Raw genomic sequence first — 20,699 nt, 5'->3', positions numbered from 1 at the left:
CTCTCCAGCTTAAGGCAGGATTTAACCCTGTTTGCGAAACTTGTCTTCGTGTAAAGGAATGACTTTAGGGCTACGTTCAACTAGATGTACCGAAGGAAGGTCGTAGTCGTAAGCACGTTTATTGCGGGCGACTTTATTGAACACTACACCGGAAATTTCCAAGTCCATTCGCGCTAACTTGCTTAGCGCGTTTTCTATCGATTTACCATCGGTGCGTTCAGCTTGCACTACCAATAAGGTAGCATCAACCGACGGAGCAACCATTACCGCATCACTCACCTGCATCAATGGTCCAGTTTCAATAACAATCCGATCGTAATGCTGACGCAGACCCTTTAATAATAATTTGAACTTCTTCGATGCCAACAGCGAGGTTGAATGGCGGTCAATCAACCCAGCGGTAAGCACGTCAAAGCCCAATTGGTTATCGCGATGAATACACTGCGACACAGAATGAGTGCGCGCCAGCAAATGAGTTAAGCCCGGTTGCGATAATGGATAGTTTAAATAGGTAGAGACGGAAGCTCGACGCAAGTCAGCATCAATCAGCAATACTTTCTCTACATCACTACATGCAGAAGCTGTTTGAATGGTAATGCTCGTTTTACCTTCACCTTCTAGGGCTGAGGTAAACAATACGACTTGACCACGATTAGGTCGCATTTGTAGACGGGCTCGTAACGAGCGCAGCGGTTCCCCTAACCAAGGGTGAACGCCTTGCCTTAACCACTTGTTGCTTCGTACTTTTACTTTTGGGACTTCCGCGATGACTTCAACGTTGAGGGCAGTTTCTAGCTCATCTACAGTAGCGAAAGTGCGCGACATGGCTTGTTTAAGTAAGACAAAGACAACGCTAAGTATTCCAGCTAACATGCCTGCCAGTATCACGATAATCGCTTTCTTAGGTTTAATCGGTGACTCAGGGATCCGTGCGCTATCAACCAACTGTGCATAACCGCGATTAAAACCTTCTGCAGCCTCGGCTTCCTTAAATTTCTCAAGGAAAGTGTTATACAAACGAGTATTACTTTCGATTTCACGAGTAAGTTGGTTAAAACGGGTAGTTTTACGACTTAGGTCTTGATACCTCACCTTAGCTAAACGCAAGGATTCAGACAACGCAGCTTCACGTGCCACTGCAGACTGGTAGCTTTTCTCTATGCCAGAAATAATAAAATCGGTTTGGCTGCGCAGTTCAAGTTCAACCCGCGATATTTCTCCCGTTAACGACACCCTTTTAGGGTGCTTGGGTCCATAACGCTTAGCTAAATCAGCTTGCTCTAGTTCAAGCTCGATACGGCGTCGTTTTATATTTTGTACCATCGGGTCACGTTGGATTTCGCTTAAAGAGGTAAGCTTGTCCAAGTCACCTTTGGCCGTGCGTCGTACCAAATTCCATAGCGCACTGGCCTCACTTTTAATCCTTTGGGCTTCTAATTGTTGAGTAGTAAGCTGCTGCAGCTCTTTACCAATCAATCCAAGGATACCTTCTTGGTCAACCAGATTTTCTTGTTCGCGATACAGCTGTAATTCAACTTCAGAGCTTTGTAAGGCAGATTTCAACCTGTTCAGCTCTTGCAGCAACCAACCAATAGTTTGGTCGGTTGCTGCTTCACTGGAGCTACGATGGTACTCAATATACGCCTCAGCAACGGCAATAGAGACTTGTTGAGCCAGTAATTTGTCCCAGCTTCTGAAACTTATCTCTACTAGACGACTTTTAGGTAACGGGGTTACCGATAAGCGGCTTTTAAAAACCCTCAAAATCTGGGCTTCGCTGGGCGAATTAGCGGCACTAAACTGTGAGCTATAGCCAAGAGTAATGACCTGCCACCAGTAACGCCAAGGCGCGATCGGTTTGCGTAAAAATTCGGGATGATGCTGTAAATCTAATTGATGAATAACTGCGAGAGCTATCCGTTCAGAGCGAAGTATTTCAGTTTCGGTATTAAAGTAAGCTTCTGCTTGAGTATCAAAATTGTAAACATCTTCAACAGCAACCATTTTTGCTTGGCTGTAGCCGATCATTAATTTTGAAGAAGCTTGATATAAAGAAGGCAGTGCTTTTACGTACAGCATGCTTAGCAGCAATGTCATCATTACTGCCAATATAATGCTTAATTTTGCTTGCCACAAAGTAACAAAAAGATGACGCAAATCGATTTCTTTGCTCTCTCTATTTTGTGGCGACTTCTGCTCTTCCATGAACCTAAAGGTGGACTCCATTAGCCAAATCAATTTCCTACAACTGAATGATACTGCCAGCTCGGCGGGCTACATGCAATTAGGAAATATTGGAATTGTCGGTAGAACAAATGCTCCATGCTGCAAAAAGCAATAATAATATAATTATTATTAATAAACGAAAAAAGGCTCCCACTGGGAGCCTTTTTCATAGTTTTAAAGCTTAGGCTTTAACTACTACGTCTACCAAAGTCCAAGACTTAGTCTTAGAGATTGGAGCACATTCTCTGATGGTAACTACATCGCCTTGAGCGGCAACGTTAGCTTCATCATGAGCATGTAGCTTAGTAGTGCGTTTGGTGTATTTCCCGTAAATAGGGTGTTTAACCTGACGCTCAATAGCAACAACGATAGACTTGTCCATTTTGTCGCTAACTACTTTACCTTGCAATGTACGGATATCGCTCATTACGCACCTGCCTTCTGATTCAGAATTGTTTTCACACGCGCGATATCGCGACGTACGTTTTTAAGCAAGTGAGTTTGGGCTAATTGACCAGTACTTGCTTGCATACGCAAGTTGAATTGCTCACGAAGCAGGTTTAGTAGCTCAGCTTTAAGCTCTTCAACACTTTTATCTTTAAGTTCGTTCGCTGTCATTACATCACCGTCCGCGTTACAAAAGTGGTGCTAATAGGTAACTTACGCGCAGCAAGCTCGAAAGCTTCGCGAGCAAGACCTTCTGAAACGCCGTCCATTTCATACAGAACTTTGCCTGGCTGAATTTGGGCTACCCAGTATTCCACGTTACCTTTACCTTTACCCATACGAACCTCAAGAGGCTTTTGAGTAATCGGCTTGTCTGGGAATACACGGATCCAGATTTTACCTTGACGTTTAATGTGACGAGTCATCGCACGACGTGCTGCTTCGATCTGACGAGCAGTAAGACGGCCACGACCAGTCGCTTTAAGACCGAAGTCGCCAAAAGACACGTTTTGTCCTTTGCCTAAACCACGGTTACGACCAGTGTGTTGCTTACGGAATTTAGTACGTTTTGGTTGTAACATTCCCGGTTCTCCTATTTAGCGTTGCGCTTGTTACCGCGCTTCGGCTTAGAAGGAGCTTCAGGTGCTGCAGCCACTGGCATTCCGCCAAGTACTTCGCCTTTAAAGATCCAAACTTTAACGCCGATGATACCGTAAGTAGTCAACGCTTCTGAAGTTGAGTAATCGATATCAGCACGTAAAGTGTGTAGCGGTACACGACCTTCACGGTACCATTCAGCTCGAGCAATTTCTGCACCGCCTAAACGACCACTAACTTGAACCTTGATACCTTTAGCGCCTAGGCGCATTGCGTTTTGTACGGCGCGCTTCATCGCACGACGGAACATAACACGACGCTCTAGCTGGCTAGAGATAGAGTCTGCTACTAATTTAGCGTCTAACTCAGGCTTACGAACTTCTGAGATATTGATTTGCGCAGGTACGCCAGCTAATTTAGCTACGTTCTTGCGAAGTTTTTCAACATCTTCACCTTTCTTACCAATTACAACACCTGGGCGAGCAGTGTGAATAGTTACACGAATGCTCTTAGCAGGACGCTCAATAGTAATGCGAGATACAGAAGCGCTTTTCAATTCTTTAGTTAAGAATTGACGCACTTTGTGGTCGCTGTAAAGGTTATCTGCGTATTCACCTTTATCGGCATACCAGGTTGAATTCCATGGTTTTACGATACCTAGGCGAATACCATTAGGATGTACTTTCTGACCCATTGCTTATCTCCTAGTTATCAGACACAACCACAGTGATGTGGCTGGTACGCTTGATAATACGGTCGGCTCGGCCTTTAGCACGAGGACGAATACGCTTTAGAGTTGGACCATCATCTACGAAGATTTTGGTGATTTTCAACTCATCAATATCAGCACCTTCGTTGTGCTCAGCGTTAGCAATGGCAGATTCTAGAACTTTCTTAACAAGTCCTGCTGCTTTTTTGCTGCTGAATTGCAACGTAACAAGTGCTTTTTCAACTGGTAGACCACGTACTTGATCTGCAACCAGGCGAGCTTTTTGCGCAGAACCACGAGCAAAACGATGTTTAGCTAAAGCTTCCATAATTTAGACTCCTACTTCTTCTTCGCTTTCTTATCAGCAGCGTGGCCGCGATAAGTACGAGTTGGCGCAAATTCACCCAGTTTATGACCGATCATTTCATCGGTAACAAATACTGGAACGTGCTGACGACCATTATGGACAGCGATGGTCAAACCGATCATTTGTGGAATGATCATTGAGCGACGAGACCAAGTTTTCAATGGTTTCTTGTCCCCGCTTTCCACCGCTTTCTCTACCTTCTTCAACAAGTGTAGGTCAATGAATGGACCCTTCTTGAGAGAACGTGGCATGGCGATTCCCCTTATTTCTTAGAACGACGGCGTACGATATATTGATCCGTACTCTTGTTTTTACGAGTTTTGTAACCTTTGGTTGGAACACCCCATGGAGTAACTGGATGACGGCCACCAGATGTACGACCTTCACCACCACCGTGTGGGTGATCAACTGGGTTCATTACCACACCGCGAACGGTAGGACGAACACCACGCCAGCGCGTTGCACCAGCTTTACCAAGTTTACGTAGCATGTGCTCAGCGTTACCCACTTCGCCTAATGTAGCGCGACAATCAGATAAAACTTTACGCATTTCACCGCTACGTAGACGTAGAGTTACGTATGCACCATCACGCGCAACGATTTGAGCGTAAGCACCAGCAGAACGTGCCATTTGGGCACCTTTACCAGGCTTCATTTCAATCGCGTGCACAGTAGAACCTACTGGCATGTTGCGCATTGGCAAACAGTTACCTGCTTCGATTGGTGCATCAACACCAGTCATTAGCGGAGTGCCTGCTTTAACACCTTTAGGTGCCAAAATGTAACGACGCTCACCGTCAGCAAACAATACAAGTGCAATGTTTGCGCTACGGTTTGGATCGTATTCTAGACGCTCTACTTTCGCAGGGATGCCGTCTTTGTCATTACGTTTGAAGTCAATCAAACGGTAGTGTTGCTTATGACCACCACCGATGTGACGAACGGTAATTACACCGCGGTTGTTACGACCACCAGACTTAGACTTACTTTCCAATAAAGGAGCGTAAGGCTTGCCTTTGTGCAGGTCTTGGTTAACCACTTTAACAACGTGGCGACGACCAGCAGATGTAGGCTTACATTTTACAATAGCCATTTAAGATACTCCTTACTCTGCGGCACCGGTGAAGTCGATGTCTGCACCTTCAGCTAAGGTTACATACGCTTTCTTCACGTCGTTGCGGCGACCAAAACGTGCTCCGTGACGCTTAGTTTTACCTTTTTGGTTCAAGGTAGTAACACCAGTCACTTCAACTTCGAATAGTTTTTCAACTGCAGCTTTGATTTCTGCTTTAGTAGCGGTTTTCACTACTTTGAATACGATAGTGTTATCGGCTTCAGCAGACATAGTGCTCTTTTCAGAGATATGTGGAGCTACTAGAACTTTCAACAAACGTTCTTCGCTGATCATGCTAACCACTCCTCAATTTGTTTAACTGCATCAGCAGTTACCAACACTTTATCAAAGGCAATCAAGCTAACTGGGTCAATACCAGCTACGTCACGTACGTCTACTTTATATAGGTTACGTGCGGCCAAGAATAAGTTTTCGTCAACTTCAGGAGTAACGATTAATACATCGTTAAGATCGAAGTCTTTTAACTTAGCAACTAACTCTTTAGTTTTTGGCGCTTCAACAGCAAATTTCTCAACCACAATCAAACGTTCTTGACGAACAAGTTCAGACAAGATGCTGCGGATTGCGCCGCGATACATTTTCTTGTTAACTTTTTGGCTGTGATCTTGTGGCTTAGCTGCAAAGGTTACCCCGCCGCTACGCCAAATTGGGCTACGAATAGTACCGGCACGAGCTCGGCCTGTACCTTTCTGACGCCATGGTTTCTTACCACCACCTGATACTTCAGAACGTGTTTTTTGAGCGCGAGAACCCTGGCGAGAACCTGCAGCGTATGCAGTTACTACCTGGTGAATCAACGCTTCGTTAAAGTCACGTCCGAAGGTAGTTTCGGAAACTTCAAGAGCGCTTTGCGCGTCTTTCAATACCAATTCCATTACTATCTCCTAACGTTACGCTTTAACAGCAGGTTTAATGATCACGTCGCCATTGGTAGCGCCAGGTACGGCACCTTTAACCAAAATTAGGTTACGTTCAACATCAACACGTACAACATCTAGGTTTTGCGTAGTTACACGCTCAGCACCCATATGTCCGGCCATCTTCTTGCCCTTGAATACTTTACCTGGGCTTTGGTTTTGACCAATAGAACCAGGAGCACGGTGGCTCAAAGAGTTACCGTGAGTAAAATCTTGGGTAGCGAAGTTCCAGCGTTTAACACCGCCTTGGAAACCCTTACCTTTAGAAGTACCAGTAACGTCTACTTTTTTAACTTCATTGAACAAGTCAACTTTTAGCTCATCAGCTACATTAACTTCTTCACCTTCACCGTCTGCTAGACGGAATTCCCACAGGCCGCGACCCGCGTCAACACCAGCTTTAGCGAATTGACCCGCTTCTGGCTTGCTAACACGACTTGCTTTTTTAGCGCCGGTGGTCACTTGCAGAGCACGGTAACCGTCGCTGTCCTCAGTGATAACACGAGTAACGCGGTTTGGCTCACATTCGATTACGGTAACTGGAATAGAAGCACCATCTTCAGTGAAGATGCGAGTCATTCCAACTTTACGACCGATTAGACCAATCATTGTAAAAACCTCTTATTAAACAGACTCAGGCTTAGCCCAAGCTGATTTGCACATCTACACCAGCAGCAAGGTCAAGGCGCATCAAAGCGTCAACTGTTTTATCAGTTGGCTCTACGATGTCTACAAGACGTTTGTGGGTGCGAATTTCATACTGGTCACGCGCGTCTTTGTTAACGTGCGGAGATACTAGTACGGTGTAACGCTCTTTACGAGTAGGTAGTGGAATAGGACCACGAACCTGAGCGCCAGTGCGTTTTGCAGTTTCTACGATTTCCGCAGTAGATTGATCGATCAGACGGTGATCGAATGCTTTCAAGCGGATTCGAATTCTTTGGTTCTGCATTGACAGAGCTCCAAATAAAAAATAAAAGAACCTAACACACACCAACGACATCCGGTTCCAATATCTGGGGATGGTAGTGCATGCGACGAGTAACGTTTGCTTCCAAATCGGAAGCACTGTTAGTAGTTAACTGTTTAACCAATTAACTGATGAATTGCCGAAACAACTCAGCCACTAAATTAGTGAGCCGCGGTATTATACTCAAGGGCTATTAAAAAACAAGCTAATCTACAAATTTTGTTCATTCACTAACCAAATCACTTTCGCACAACGCTGCGAATCTTTAAGCAGCTCGCAAAACCTTAGCGCTTGTAAGCCTATAATATTCAACAACAAGCATTTAATAGAGCTAGTATGAATACTCAGCATAGCTTACTGATCGTTAGTCAACACTCTTGGCCAAAGCAGCTGGAGCATGAAGATGCGCCATGGATCTACTGGCAAGCTAAAACTTTTCCTAATTCTCAGCAACTCTCAAAACACCAGCTTGCGCTTGTCGTTGTAGACATAGCCTTACTGCAAAACGTCGCCAACAAATCCAGCCTGCAGCACTTGCTTAATCTTCCTACAACAGAAACCGCTAACGTGCTGTTTTATGCCGACAAGCTACCTAGTGCTAAACAATTATGTGAGTTAGTGAATCAGTTCACGCCGATGCATATCCTCTCTCCGGAAAACTCAGACAATGAGTTAATTGAACAACTACGGTTGCACTGGCCAATTGCCGAACATCACCAGCAGCAACGTTGGTTAGAAAAACAATTGGCCGAGCATGTAGCTCAGTTTCGCGCTAACTTTTTTGACTACACCTCACTTAGCGACCAAGAGCTATCCGACCAAGTTATTTCGGCACTGTATGCCTTTTTTAAGGATAACGATGAAGACCACTTGTGCCGGACTTACAGTGCCAACCATTTACTCACCCAAGAAGGAAAGGCCAATCAGTTTTTATGGTTTATTGCCAAAGGCGAAGTGGTTTTAAAGAAACAACAAGACCAACAAACCTTAGAAGTTGCCCGCATGCAGGCTGGGTCATTGGTAGGCGGCATGTCCTTTGTGACCGGTGAACTCGGTTTTACTAGCGCAGTGACCACCATGCAAACCGATGTGATTAAGTTAGATAGGGTCACGTTTGCCAAGGTATTGGATTCTAGCAGCCACTTACTGCCTTTGTTTACCAACTTGTTGTTGCGGCACTTTAATCGGCGTCTACAAAAAAGCATTCATACTAAACTTACCTTACAAAGTACGCTCAACTCTTTAGATTCTGCCCACGAACAACTCATAGAAAAAGAAAAGATGGCAGTGCTCGGTCAGCTCATCTCTGGCATTGCTCATGAACTAAATAATCCGGTTGCAGCCATTACTCGCGGCAGTGACACAATCGCGAAGCAATTGCCTAAAGTACTTAACAGCCCGCTTAGCGACCCACAGCAAGCGTTGGGCCAACAGCTACTTGAAGCCGCTTTTACCCTAACTCCTATGTCTACCAGCGAAATTCGTCAGCGTAGCAATAACTCAATAGATTTATTTGGTGATGCCATCACCGCCAGAAAGGCAGTAAGCATAGGCTTAGATAGACCAGACTTTAGACAACAGTATTTACAGTGTGCAAGTACCTCCGATAACGTGGAGTTAATTGACGCCTTATCTAGCTTCCACCAAATTGGTAACTTCTTACGTAATATTCAAGTTTGTGCGGCCCGTATCGCAGAGCTAGTTAAAGGTTTAAAGCACTACGCCGGACAAGACCCGGAGCAACCGGTATTGGCCGATTTAAATGAAGGCATAGCCGAAACGCTAGTAATCTTAGAAAACCGCTTACGCGGCTTCGAAGTAGAGTGTAACTACGGTTTATTGCCCGTTTATCGTTGCCACCCCATCGCCTTACAGCAAGTTTGGACTAACCTTATCGCTAACGCTTTAGATGCCATGGAGAGTAGAGGCAAGCTAAGTATTAGTAGTCAATACGTAGAAGCATCACCTAGCTATATCTCAATTATCATCGAAGACACTGGCCCCGGAATAAAACCAGAGATTATTGAGAAAATCTTTCAGCTAAACTTTACCACCAAGCGGGAAGGTAATTTTGGCCTTGGCATAGGCTTAACCGTTTGCCAACAAATAGTTACACAACATTTAGGCAGAATTGAAGTGGAATCTGAGCTAGGACAATTTACCCGTTTCATTATTACCTTACCCTTAAACCAACAATAGGACTTAGAGGAGTCAAACCATGGAACAACTACTGATTTTGTGTGTTGATGATGAACGCGAAGTATTGGATAGCGTTCTTCACGACATAGCCCCTTTAAGCCCACCATTTACTATTGATGGCGCCGAAAGCGTTGCTGAAGCACGCCAAGTGATTAAAGACTTTGAAGCGCAAGGCGGTAAGCTAGCCTTAATTCTTGCCGACCACATCATGCCCGATGAGTTAGGCATCGATTTCCTCATAGACCTCAACCACGCTAGTACCAGTGAATCAGCTAAAAAAATCCTATTAACTGGGCAGGCTGGCTTGCACGACACCATAGAAGCGATTAATCGAGGTGGACTAAATTATTATCTCGCTAAGCCATGGTCAGAAGAACAACTGCTTAGCATCATTAAAGAAAAGCTAACCGATTTTGTGATTGAGTATTGTGATAACCCTATGCCCTTTGCCCAAGTACTAGACGGAGAGCGGATCTTTAGTCATGTGAACCAACACCGCTTAGATCTAGGTAATTAACAAAATGTCAGTAGAGAATACTTACTGCTTAGAAAGATTCGTTTAATGGCTTTATTATAAAAGTAGGATTCTAGAGTTATACCAATCACGCTAGGTAAGTGATTAAAAATAACGCAGCAAAAATACTCGAGAATAAGGCAGGATTTTTCGCTAAGCAGTTATTCTACAATCAAAAATTCTAACGCAGTTATCGAGTATTTTGACCAGATAGAATGAACAGTTACTTAGTACGATTGGTATTAGGCAAAGTTATGGATTACCAACAACTAAAAGCGTATTTAATGGGCAAACCCGAGGTTACCCAAGATTTGCCCTTTGCCCCCGATGTGCCGGTATTTAAAGTTCGCGGAAAAATGTTCGCTCTAGTTGCTTGGAAAGACGGCGTAATGAATATGAACTTAAAATGCCAACCCGAGCAAATCGATGCGCTGACCGATATTTATCCCGCGATCACTCGCGGCTATCACATGAATAAACGCCACTGGCTAACTCTTTATTTTGATGGAAGTGACGCCGAACACGAAGCCTTGCGCTTAATTGATAACTCGTTTGAGTTGGTAGTTAAAGGCATGAACAAACAGGCTCAGCATCAACTGCTAGGTATAAGCTAATCGTGACTCAGCAGGTAAGGTTACTCTTTAAGCTATTGCTATTTAGCCTGATTCTGGCGCTATCTGCATGCTCCAGCAATGATAATAAGGCTGCCAGCTCAGTTCCCTTAAAAATCGCTTACTGGCCACACCCTGAGGTTAGCACCACACCTTTACCACAACTTAAAGTGGCTACGCTAAACCTTGCCCATGGGCGTAAACATGCACTCAACCAGCTATTGGTGAGTGGCGATACCACCAAGAAAAATTTGTTAAACATAGCCACTTACTTACAACAACAAAATATCGACATTGTTGCTTTACAAGAAGCAGACGCAAGTTCACCTTGGTCTGGCGGCTTTGACCATGTTGCTTACCTTGCTCAACATGCTGGCTATCGCTGGTATGCACACAGCATTCACAGCAGCAGTAAGTTGGCTAGCTACGGCACCGCGATACTTTCCAAGTACCCTATTAGTGAAGCGCTTGCGGTTCACTTTGCACCTAGCCCCCCCACCACCAGTAAAGGCTTTACCCATGCACGCATAAGACTTAACTCTGAACAAATCCTTGATGTGGTTTCTGTGCACTTAGATTTTTCTCGCGCCAGTATTCGCCAGCAACAGCTTGAACAACTCAATCAGCAACTAAAAGATACGGTAAATCACACCATTATTATGGGCGACTTTAATAGTGAGGGGCAGCTAGACACCCCCGATGAAGTAAACCACTTTCTTCAACATAGTCCTTACCGAGCATTTGAGCTGGGTAGCAAAGCCTTAGCCAGCTATAAAAACAAACGCTTAGATTGGATTTTTCTATCTAAAGACCTAAGTTTTATTGACTACCAGGTTGGACCAGACAGCTTATCTGACCATCGCCCAGTAATTAGTCTCATTCAAACTCCCGCACTATAAACGGCAATAGAAACGGCACGATAAACGGCAATAAAAAAGCCTCGCTAGTGCGAGGCTTTGGCAACACTAACGCTGACCCTTAAGCCACGTTTTGCTTATGAATAAGCGTGCTGCTATCAATGATGAACTCTAAAGCAACTTCATCACAAGCATGCTGACGAGGACAAATATCGCAGTCTTTCATCACTTTTTCTGGCAGCATGTTTTTAGAGGTTGGGCTAAAGCCTAACTTCATGAAGAATTCTGGCACACGAGTTAGTACAAACACCTTCTCGATTTCCATCTTCTTAGCTTTCTTCATTAGGTGCTGCACCATAGCTCGGCCTTGGCCTACACGTTGCGAACCAGGATTTACTCCTAGTGAACGAATCTCAGCTAATCCGGTATCGTAAAGATACAGCGAAGCACAGCCGGTAACTTTTCCAGCTTGCTCGCTAACCGTGAAGTCACCAATTGCCTGCACTAGCTCAGGGCGAGGACGAGGCAAGTTTTCACCGGCTTGTGACCAGTAGTTCACCATCTCTTCGATATTGTCTAAGTCGGTCATGCGGGCAGAGCGTACGTACAAACCTTTTACATTACGTTTTGATAAACGTACTTCGGCTTCGGTTAGAGCATGTTCTACTTGCTCTGGCGCTACGCCACCTAGAGCTTGGCGCTTCGCAAGAGTAGACTCTAACGACAGGTTTGGATAAACGTCGTCTTCAATCTCTGGTGCTAGCTCTTTAAACTCTGCCAAACTTAGTTCTTCTAGCGGCACACCTTTTTCAATGGCTTTAACTACCGCAATACCCACAATATGGTGAGCCTCGCGGAATGGGATGCCTTTAGCCACTAGATAGTCGGCAAGCTCGGTAGCGTTTGAATAACCACCCTTGGCAGCTTCTGTAGTGGTTTCTTCGTGCACATTCATATCATCAAGCACTAACTCAGCCATAGCTAAGCAGTCGCCCCAGGTATCTAAGGCATCGAACAAGCCTTCTTTGTCTTCCTGCATGTCTTTGTTGTAGGCCAAAGGCAATGCTTTTAGAGTCATCATAATGCCTGACAAAGCGCCGTAAACTCGACCAGTTTTACCACGAATAAGCTCTAGCGCATCGGGGTTTTTCTTTTGTGGCATTAGTGAAGAGCCAGAAGTCACCTGGTCAGACAAATCAAGGAAGGCAGACTCACCAGAATTATAGAAGATTAAATCTTCAGCCATGCGGCTTAAGTGAATCATGCTAATAGAAGCAGTAGAAATAAGCTCAACCACGTGGTCGCGATCCGATACCGAATCTAAGCTATTACGTGTTGCCCGGCGAAAGCCTAGATCTTTAGCAATTTGCTGGCGGTCCATTGGATAAGCGGTACCAGCCAAAGCACCACAACCCAGCGGACATACATCTAAACGACTTAACGCGTCTTGCAAACGCGAGTAATCACGCTCAAACATTTCTACATAGGCCATTGCCCAGTGAGAAAAAGTCACCGGTTGGGCACGTTGTAAGTGAGTGTAACCTGGCAGAACGGTGTCTTGCTGCTGGCGCGCAAATTTAACCAGTTTTTGTTGTAGCTTGTCTAAATGCTCAAGAAGCTCAACCCCTTGGCTTTTACACCACAACTTTAGATCGGTGGCAACTTGGTCATTACGGCTGCGGCCGGTATGTAGCTTTTTACCTAAATCACCCACCCGTTGAATCAGTTGAATCTCAACCCAAGAGTGAATATCTTCGGCATCGCTACCCAAAATTTGCTGTGGGTTTTCGGCAACTTGCTTACCTAAATCTAATAACGCGTCTTCAAGTTTGCTTTGCTCATCTTGTGTGAGAACGCCAACACTTAATAAGGCCTTAGACCAGGCAATAGAACCCGTTATGTCTTGCTCCGCTAAACGGTAATCAAAACGTAAAGAATCATTGAACTGCTTAAATCTGGTATCTGCAGCTTGGCTAAAACGCCCACCCCACAATGCCATTTTACTCTCCATTTATTATTGCAAAGACCTCAGAGCAACTTGCCTCTGAGGTCTAAGTATTCCTGCTTATTACTTCTGCCAATCTTACTTGCTATTTAAAGCGCGGATCCGGCTGGCTAGAGAGTATAAACGAATAAAGCCTTCAGCGTGCTTTTGATCGTAAACTTGGTCTTCACCAAAGGTAGCAAACTCTTCCGAGTACAAGCTATTTGGCGAACGTTTTTGCACAGCAACTGCTTGGCCTTTATAAAGCTTAATCACTACATCGCCATTGGCATCAGCTGCCATCGCTTCTGACGCGGCAATCAGTGATTTACACAGTGGCGTAAACCAACGACCGTCGTATACCAAGTGTGCCATTTCTTGACCCACTTTCTCACGCCATACCCGTGAAGTTTTATCTAACACTAATTCTTCAATCGCACGCAGTGCGGCAACAATCACCGTGCCGCCAGGAGTTTCGTAACAACCACGAGACTTCATACCAACAGTACGGTTCTCAGTAATATCAATACGACCAACACCATGAGCAGCGGCAATATCGTTTAGCTTCATTACTACTTGGTAAGGGCTTAATGCTTCGTCGTTAACTGCAACAACACGGCCTTTTTCTACTTTAAGGCTTACGTATTCTGGCTCGTTTGGTGCATCTACTGGATCAACGGTTAAGGTCCAAACACCTTTGCTTGGCTCGTTCCATGGGTCTTCTAGCTCGCCGCCTTCGTGCGAAATATGCCATGCGTTAGCATCACGGCTGTAGATTTTGGTGGCTGAAGCAGTCGTCGCAATGTTGCGCTCGGCTAGGTAGTCCAGCAAATCTTCACGGCTTTCCATGTCCCACTCACGCCAAGGCGCAATTACGGTTAGTTCTGGTGCTAGCGCAGCAAAACAGCTTTCGAAGCGAATTTGGTCATTACCTTTACCAGTACAACCATGACATACCGCGTCGGCGCCAACTTTACGGGCAACTTCTACTTGCGCTTTAGCAATAATAGGGCGCGCCATTGAGGTACCTAACAAGTAAGTCCCTTCGTATACTGCACCAGTAGCAATGGTTGGGTAAATGTAGTCGGCTACAAACTCTTCTTTAAGGTCAACGATGTAACATTCAGATGCACCAGAGGCTAAAGCTTTCTCTTCTAGGCCTACTAGCTCTTCTTCGCCTTGGCCAACATCGGCACAAAAGGCAACAATTTCACAGTTGTTGTAGGTTTCTTTTAACCACGGAATGATGGCCGAGGTATCTAGGCCGCCTGAGTATGCTAATACTACTTTTTTGATATCTGACATTTGATAATTCCTTGTTTAACTCAGCCTAGAGCTGAACATTCACTAACTTAATAAACTTACTAGTACGGCGTTTTGTGCATGCATACGATTCTCGGCTTGATCAAAAATCAAAGATTGAGGACCGTCCATCACTTCCGAAGTAATTTCCAACTCGCGATGAGCAGGTTGGCAGTGTAGCACGTGGTTAATACCACATTGTTGCATCAAATTCTGGTTAATTTGATAAGCCATAAACTTATCTTTTACTGATTGCAGTGGCGTATCGTCGCCCATCGATACCCAAGTATCACCATATACTACGTCGTAGCCTTTAATATCTTCAACGGTATTGGTCACTACAATTTTTCCGCCATGCGCTTTGGCTAATTGATTGGCTTTTTGTACTACTTGCGCATCTGGGCTTGAGCCTAGTGGGCAAACTGCAGCCACTTCCATACCTAAGATAGCGCCGCCTAACAATAATGAATGCGTCACGTTGTTGCCATCGCCTAAGTAAGCCAGCTTAACTTTACTTAAATCAGAGTAGTGTTCGCTAATGGTTTGGAAATCAGCCAAGCCTTGGCAAGGGTGGTACAAATCACACAGTGAGTTGATAATTGGTACCGACGAATGCTCACGCAAAGTTTGTAGGGTTTTATGAGAGAACACTCGCGCCACAATCGCATCAGCCCAACGGGTAATGTTAGAGGCAAAATCTTTCACACTTTCGCGCTCTCCCATCGCGCCATTTTGCTGGTCTAAATAAACCGCATGGCCGCCTAAACGATTAATGCCAATATCAAAAGTTACTCGTGTACGTAATGATGGTTTTTCAAACAAGGTTACAACACTTTTACCCGCAAGGGTTTGCCCATAATCTGCGGGTGTTTTTTTAATTTTAGCGGCCAGCTCAAGCAGCCCTAAAATTTGTTCTTGAGTTAGATCCTGCAAGCTTAACAGGTGTTTAAAATCACTCATCATCTTTCCTTAAACGGTAACCTGAGTCCCTACCGACTCACCTTTATATGTTTGTCCAGCTAACAAGCTGGCGAGTTTCGCAGGATCTTTCCATGACGCTAGCGAAACTGGTGTTTGTAAAAATTCGGCAGCCTCTAGAGCCGCTTTAACTTTTACCGTCATGCCATCGGTAATCACTCCATCGGCAATCAATTTGTCAGCCAATGCGCTATTTAGCTCAGCCACCAGCTGTTTATCTTGGTCGAGTACGCCGACCACATCGGATAATAACACCAATTGGCCATTCAGCAATTTACACACCGCTAACGCAGCTTGGTCGGCATTCACATTGTAAAGTTCGCCGTCTTCGCCAATACCAATTGAGCTGATTACCGGCACGTGGCCCAGCTCAATAAGGCTATTTAATAAAGCGGGGTTGCCTAAAGATGCCTCGCCTACATGGCCTAAACGTGCATCCATTTGGCTTACTTTACAAGAGCCTGCATCACTTAAACACAAGCCCACTGCCGACAAACCTGCTTTTAGCGCTTGCGCTAGCAACAGCTTATTACTGGTACCTGCTAAGGCCCCCACTACATAAGGAATCTGCTCTTTAGGTGTGATGCGCAAGCCGTCTAACTTTTCTGATACAAAGCCGGTTTTAGCTAATACATCTTCTACTACTACGCCGCCGCCATGCACCAATACAATGGGTTGCTTAACCTGCTGCAAAGCAGCAAACAAATTATCTAAGGCTAGGCTGTTATTTAAAACGGCACCGCCTAACTTAATCACTAATGGTTTCATTGCCTGCTCCTAAACCAGTGACTCAGTAAGGGCAAAGCCATTACGAATATTCAAACACTGGATAGCTTGGCTAGCAGCACCTTTTAATAGGTTATCTTCAGCCGACACCACAATTAAGTCTTCACCTTGTTGTTGCCAAGCCACATCAATAAACGGAGTATTTTCTACTTTGGCAATAGAGGGCCACTCACCTTCCAATATGCGCACAATGTTTTGGCCTGCATACGCTTGCTGATAAGCCGCGTTTACTTGCTCTTCGGTGGTGCCTGCTTTTAGCACCACATTAATGGTGGCTAAAATACCGCGTTTAAAGTTACCCAAATGTGGGGTGAAGATCACCGGATGACCTAAGTGGGCGGCAATTTCTGGTTGATGGCGGTGATTAAACACCCCATAAGGCGCTAGACTCACTTCGCAGAATGAGCTAGTTAACGAGGCTTTGCGCCCTGCACCACTTACGCCACTGGTAGCATTAATTACTGCTTTGTTGCTTGGCTCAATCAACCCAGCTTCAACTAATGGCTTAAGCGCGGTTAGTGATGCAGTTGGGTAACAACCCGCTACTGCAACTAAATCGGTTTGCTTAATTTTCTCGGCATTCCATTCAGCTAAACCGTATACCGCTTTTTCTAATAACTCAGGGAATTGGTGAGTAAAACCGTAGAATTTTTCATAAAACTCTGCGCTTTGAACACGGAAGGCACCAGACAAATCAAAGACCTGACAACCTGCATTTAAAAATGCTTCAGCTAAATCATGACTGACTTCGTGAGCAGTGGCTAACAAAACTATATCAATATCAGCAAAGTTTTTGGCGATATCAGCCACAATTAACGGTTGCACAGGCGCATCAACCACGCCGCGTAATTTGCCGTGCAGAGTAGATAACGCCTTGCCTGCGTCGACACTTCGCTCTGAAACATACAACCCGGCAAGTTCTAAATTCGAATGGCGACTTACATAGCCTGCCAACTCTGCTCCGGTGTATCCACTTGCACCAACAATCGCTGCCTTTAACATCGTTTCTTGTTCCCTTGAAATCTTATGGCATAGTGTTATTTATTGAGCTGCATTTTACTGACCAAATGAACAAAATGTCACGCTTGTCAGCTCAAAAAAAACTAGCTGTCTTTAATATAAACGGAGAATACCACAGGCAATTCTTTATGCAATAAAAATGAATTTTTATTTATTGTTAAATTTACGCATATAGGTTAAAAAGTAAGCCAAACAAAGTTGCTGTTATTAATATTTGAGTAACAATCTACCGATAGCAGCTTGATCCGAAGCAAAGGAATCGGCGTTATCTGTAATTTAATTACACGTATTTTGACTATATGCTCGGTCTTAGGTATGTTTTTGCCTTAGGACTAGGGTAATTTAGTAAAAAAATTTCAATAATCGCTAGCAAACGCAAACAGTGAAGGAAAGACAATGAGCCAGAATATGCCTCAGGAGATTAACGCCTCGTTACGAGGAAATGTGAGTCTACTCGGACAACTACTTGGTAACACAATCAAGAGCCATATGGGAGAAGCGTTTCTAGAGAAAGTAGAAACCATACGCCAGCTAGCTAAGGCCTCACGTAATAACGATGATGAGGCGCGCGAGCAGTTATTGGAGCTATTGCGTAACCTAAGTGATGACGAGCTATTGCCGGTAACCCGTGCCTTTAGCCAATTCCTAAACTTGGCAAATATCGCCGAGCAATTCCACACCATTTCACGTAACTGCGAAGGCAGTACCTGTGCCCAAGATCCTATCGACCAAGTTTTCAACAAACTAAAGCAAGAAAACTTAAGTGAAGCAGAGATCCACCATGCAGTGGCACAACTAAATATTGAGCTGGTACTTACCGCGCACCCAACCGAGGTGACCCGTCGTACCCTAATCAACAAACACGTTGCCATTAATAACTGTTTAGATTGGTTAGAACTCGACTTACCAGATCAAGAGCGCAGCCAATTGCTAAGCCGCCTAGAGCAGCTAATTAACCAAGCGTGGCACACCGACGAAATTCGCCAGCAGCGCCCTACTCCGGTAGATGAAGCTAAATGGGGTTTTGCGGTAATTGAAAACTCACTATGGCAAGCCGTGCCAGACTTTGTGCGCCAGTTAGACAAAAAACTTGGCCAGCACTTTGATATGCGCATGGCCTTAGATGCAGCGCCAGTAGTGTTCTCCTCTTGGATGGGCGGCGACCGTGACGGTAACCCATTTGTGACTTCTAAAGTAACCGAAGAAGTATTGCTGTCTAGCCGCTGGGTAGCCGTTGACCTTTACTTAAAAGAAATTCAAACCTTGGTTAGCGAATTGTCGATGAGCGATGCCAACGAAGCCTTGCTTGAGCAAACCGGTGACCAAAACGAACCTTACCGCGCCTTATTAAAAGTATTGCGCAGTGAGCTGCAAGAAACTCACGACTACCTTACAGCCAAGCTAAAAGGCCAGTACACCGAAGCGCGCGATATTATCACCAATACCGAGCAGCTACGTGAGCCACTAGAGCTTTGTTACTACTCGCTACAAGACTGCGGCATGGGCATCATTGCCGACGGTACCTTGCTAGATCTACTACGTCGTATTGCCTGTTTTGGCATCAACTTACTACGTTTAGATATTCGCCAAGACAGTGGCCGCCACGAAGAAGTGTTCTCAGAAATCACTCGTTACTTAGGCATGGGTGACTATGCACATTGGAACGAAACCGATAAGCAGCACTTCTTATTGCAAGAGTTAAACTCTAAGCGCCCACTGTTCCCTCGTGATTGGGAGCCTAGCGAAGCAGTACAAGAAGTACTAGACACCTGTGCAGTAATTGCCAAGCAAGAGCGCGAAGCCTTAGGCATTTACATTATCTCTATGGCGAGTGAGCCATCTGATGTATTAGCCGTACAATTGCTACTGCAAGAAGCCGGTTGTCCGTTCCGCTTGCCAGTTGCGCCTTTGTTCGAAACCCTAGACGATTTGAACAATGCACCCGCTACCATGAGCAAGCTATTATCAGTTGATTGGTACCGCGGTTACATCTCTGGCCAACAACATGTAATGATTGGCTACTCAGATTCAGCTAAAGACGCCGGGGTATTAGCAGCATCGTGGGCGCAATACCGCGCTCAAGAAGCGCTGGTATCTATCTGTGAAGGCCATCAAATCAGCTTAACCTTGTTCCATGGACGTGGCGGTACTATTGGTCGTGGTGGCGCGCCAGCGCACGCAGCCTTGTTATCACAACCTCCAGGCTCACTAAAAGGTGGCTTACGGGTAACTGAGCAGGGCGAAATGATCCGCTTTAAGTTCGGCCTACCTAAAGTTGCCATGGATAGCCTAAACCTCTACGCCAGCGCAGTATTAGAAGCGAACTTGATTCCACCCATGGAGCCAAAAGACGAATGGCGCGAAGTGATGGATCAAATTGCCGAAACCTCTTGTGAAGCCTACCGTGGCATTGTTTGGGGTGAAGAAGAGTTTGTGCCTTACTTCCGCTCGGCTACCCCAGAGCGCGAGTTGGCTAAACTGCCATTGGGCAGCCGCCCAGCCAAGCGTCGCTCAGACGGTGGTGTAGAAAGCTTACGTGCTATCCCATGGATTTTCTCATGGAGCCAAAACCGCCTATTGCTGCCAGCTTGGTTAGGTAGCGGTGCGGCATTCGAAGGTTTAATTAAAGAAGGTAAAAGCGAGCTGCTAACCGAAATGCGCGCGTGGCCATTCTTTGATAACCGCTTAGCAATGCTAGAAATGGTATTTATGAAAGCCGATACTTGGCTATCAAAAATCTACGACGAGCGCTTAGTGGAGCCAGAGCTACAGGAGCTAGGTGAAAAGCTTCGGGTTAAGTTAGAAGGCGCTAAAGCGGCCATTGTTTCGCTAGCACCAGACAACAAGCTATTGGCTAATCAAGCCTGGGTGGTTGAATCACTTAATCTGCGTAATCCTTACATCGATCCTTTACATGTATTACAGGTTGAGCTGCTAAATCGTTCTCGCGCTAATGAGGAACTTTGCCCAGTAGTTGATCAAGCCTTAATGGTAAGCATTGCCGGTATCGCTGCGGGTATGCGTAACACCGGTTAAATACATACCTATTTAACTGTAGCAACCCCGCTTTATGCGGGGTT

At 45.2% G+C, this 20,699-nt stretch carries 22 protein-coding genes; 5 read left to right on the top strand and 17 right to left on the bottom strand.

All coding sequences use genetic code 11. The features are described from left to right. Positions 1–21 precede the first annotated feature (21 nt). From K5L93_RS12605 to rpsJ, 12 genes are all read right to left on the bottom strand, one after another. Positions 22–2,226, bottom strand: a complete 2,205-nt coding sequence (locus K5L93_RS12605) for a GumC family protein (RefSeq protein WP_220720161.1) — start codon at positions 2,224–2,226, stop codon at positions 22–24. Between the two features lie 181 nt (positions 2,227–2,407). After that, the gene (gene rpsQ / locus K5L93_RS12600) at positions 2,408–2,653 is read right to left on the bottom strand and encodes a 30S ribosomal protein S17 (RefSeq protein WP_016403503.1); all 246 of its coding nucleotides are present in this window, start codon (positions 2,651–2,653) and stop codon (positions 2,408–2,410) included. After that, entirely contained in the window at positions 2,653–2,844 is a 192-nt protein-coding gene (rpmC, locus tag K5L93_RS12595) for a 50S ribosomal protein L29 (protein ID WP_016403502.1), read from the bottom strand. Before rpmC ends, rpsQ begins: the two co-directional genes overlap by 1 nt. Continuing rightward, positions 2,844–3,254, bottom strand: coding sequence for a 50S ribosomal protein L16 (gene rplP, locus K5L93_RS12590; protein ID WP_016403501.1), 411 nt, complete (start codon positions 3,252–3,254; stop codon positions 2,844–2,846). Before rplP ends, rpmC begins: the two co-directional genes overlap by 1 nt. 11 nt (positions 3,255–3,265) lie before the next feature. Continuing rightward, complete coding sequence (gene rpsC, locus K5L93_RS12585; RefSeq protein ID WP_016403500.1) at positions 3,266–3,964, bottom strand: 30S ribosomal protein S3; 699 nt, start codon at positions 3,962–3,964, stop codon at positions 3,266–3,268. Between the two features lie 10 nt (positions 3,965–3,974). Beyond that, complete coding sequence (rplV, locus tag K5L93_RS12580; RefSeq protein ID WP_016403499.1) at positions 3,975–4,307, bottom strand: 50S ribosomal protein L22; 333 nt, start codon at positions 4,305–4,307, stop codon at positions 3,975–3,977. An 11-nt stretch (positions 4,308–4,318) separates the two neighbouring features. Further along, a complete protein-coding gene (gene rpsS, locus K5L93_RS12575) occupies positions 4,319–4,597 on the bottom strand; it encodes a 30S ribosomal protein S19 (protein ID WP_026959667.1) in 279 nt (92 codons plus the stop codon). 11 nt (positions 4,598–4,608) lie between these two features. Beyond that, entirely contained in the window at positions 4,609–5,439 is an 831-nt protein-coding gene (gene rplB, locus K5L93_RS12570) for a 50S ribosomal protein L2 (protein WP_220720160.1), read from the bottom strand. A gap of 12 nt (positions 5,440–5,451) precedes the next feature. Continuing rightward, positions 5,452–5,754, bottom strand: coding sequence for a 50S ribosomal protein L23 (gene rplW, locus K5L93_RS12565; protein ID WP_016403496.1), 303 nt, complete (start codon positions 5,752–5,754; stop codon positions 5,452–5,454). Further along, the gene (gene rplD / locus K5L93_RS12560; RefSeq protein WP_016403495.1) at positions 5,751–6,356 is read right to left on the bottom strand and encodes a 50S ribosomal protein L4; all 606 of its coding nucleotides are present in this window, start codon (positions 6,354–6,356) and stop codon (positions 5,751–5,753) included. Before rplD ends, rplW begins: the two co-directional genes overlap by 4 nt. Positions 6,357–6,371: 15 nt before the next feature. After that, entirely contained in the window at positions 6,372–7,007 is a 636-nt protein-coding gene (gene rplC, locus K5L93_RS12555) for a 50S ribosomal protein L3 (RefSeq protein ID WP_016403494.1), read from the bottom strand. A gap of 31 nt (positions 7,008–7,038) precedes the next feature. Further along, complete coding sequence (gene rpsJ / locus K5L93_RS12550) at positions 7,039–7,350, bottom strand: 30S ribosomal protein S10 (protein ID WP_014290685.1); 312 nt, start codon at positions 7,348–7,350, stop codon at positions 7,039–7,041. 354 nt (positions 7,351–7,704) lie between these two features. Here rpsJ and K5L93_RS12545 point away from each other — a divergent pair, with 354 nt between their 5' ends. The 4 genes from K5L93_RS12545 to K5L93_RS12530 all read left to right on the top strand — a co-directional run bounded on the left by K5L93_RS12545 (position 7,705) and on the right by K5L93_RS12530 (position 11,591). Next, positions 7,705–9,567: an ATP-binding protein gene (locus K5L93_RS12545; protein WP_220720159.1), complete on the top strand. Its 1,863-nt coding sequence runs from the start codon at positions 7,705–7,707 to the stop codon at positions 9,565–9,567. 19 nt (positions 9,568–9,586) lie between these two features. After that, a complete protein-coding gene (locus K5L93_RS12540; RefSeq protein ID WP_220720158.1) occupies positions 9,587–10,084 on the top strand; it encodes a response regulator in 498 nt (165 codons plus the stop codon). A gap of 251 nt (positions 10,085–10,335) precedes the next feature. After that, entirely contained in the window at positions 10,336–10,695 is a 360-nt protein-coding gene (locus tag K5L93_RS12535; protein WP_220720157.1) for an MmcQ/YjbR family DNA-binding protein, read from the top strand. 2 nt (positions 10,696–10,697) lie between these two features. Then, positions 10,698–11,591: an endonuclease/exonuclease/phosphatase family protein gene (locus K5L93_RS12530; RefSeq protein WP_220720156.1), complete on the top strand. Its 894-nt coding sequence runs from the start codon at positions 10,698–10,700 to the stop codon at positions 11,589–11,591. A 79-nt stretch (positions 11,592–11,670) separates the two neighbouring features. Here K5L93_RS12530 and argH read toward each other — a convergent pair whose 3' ends face one another. From argH to argC, 5 genes are all read right to left on the bottom strand, one after another. Further along, a complete protein-coding gene (gene argH / locus K5L93_RS12525) occupies positions 11,671–13,548 on the bottom strand; it encodes an argininosuccinate lyase (protein WP_220720155.1) in 1,878 nt (625 codons plus the stop codon). Positions 13,549–13,632: 84 nt separating this feature from the next. After that, a complete protein-coding gene (locus K5L93_RS12520; RefSeq protein ID WP_220720154.1) occupies positions 13,633–14,838 on the bottom strand; it encodes an argininosuccinate synthase in 1,206 nt (401 codons plus the stop codon). 42 nt (positions 14,839–14,880) lie between these two features. After that, positions 14,881–15,795, bottom strand: a complete 915-nt coding sequence (locus K5L93_RS12515; protein ID WP_220720153.1) for an ornithine carbamoyltransferase — start codon at positions 15,793–15,795, stop codon at positions 14,881–14,883. 9 nt (positions 15,796–15,804) lie between these two features. After that, complete coding sequence (gene argB, locus K5L93_RS12510; protein ID WP_220720152.1) at positions 15,805–16,581, bottom strand: acetylglutamate kinase; 777 nt, start codon at positions 16,579–16,581, stop codon at positions 15,805–15,807. A 9-nt stretch (positions 16,582–16,590) separates the two neighbouring features. Continuing rightward, positions 16,591–17,601 (bottom strand): N-acetyl-gamma-glutamyl-phosphate reductase, encoded by a 1,011-nt coding sequence (argC, locus tag K5L93_RS12505; protein ID WP_220720151.1) that lies wholly within the window; start codon positions 17,599–17,601, stop codon positions 16,591–16,593. 414 nt (positions 17,602–18,015) lie between these two features. On the opposite strand from argC, the gene ppc reads away from it, so the two are divergent. Continuing rightward, positions 18,016–20,655, top strand: a complete 2,640-nt coding sequence (gene ppc, locus K5L93_RS12500) for a phosphoenolpyruvate carboxylase (RefSeq protein WP_246615046.1) — start codon at positions 18,016–18,018, stop codon at positions 20,653–20,655. Positions 20,656–20,699: the final 44 nt, after the last annotated feature.

The sequence above is a fragment of the Agarivorans litoreus genome (assembly GCF_019649015.1).
Classification (GTDB): domain Bacteria; phylum Pseudomonadota; class Gammaproteobacteria; order Enterobacterales; family Celerinatantimonadaceae; genus Agarivorans; species Agarivorans litoreus.
Note: the sequence above shows the minus strand (reverse complement) of the source record. Positions and strands in the feature narration are given on the sequence as shown.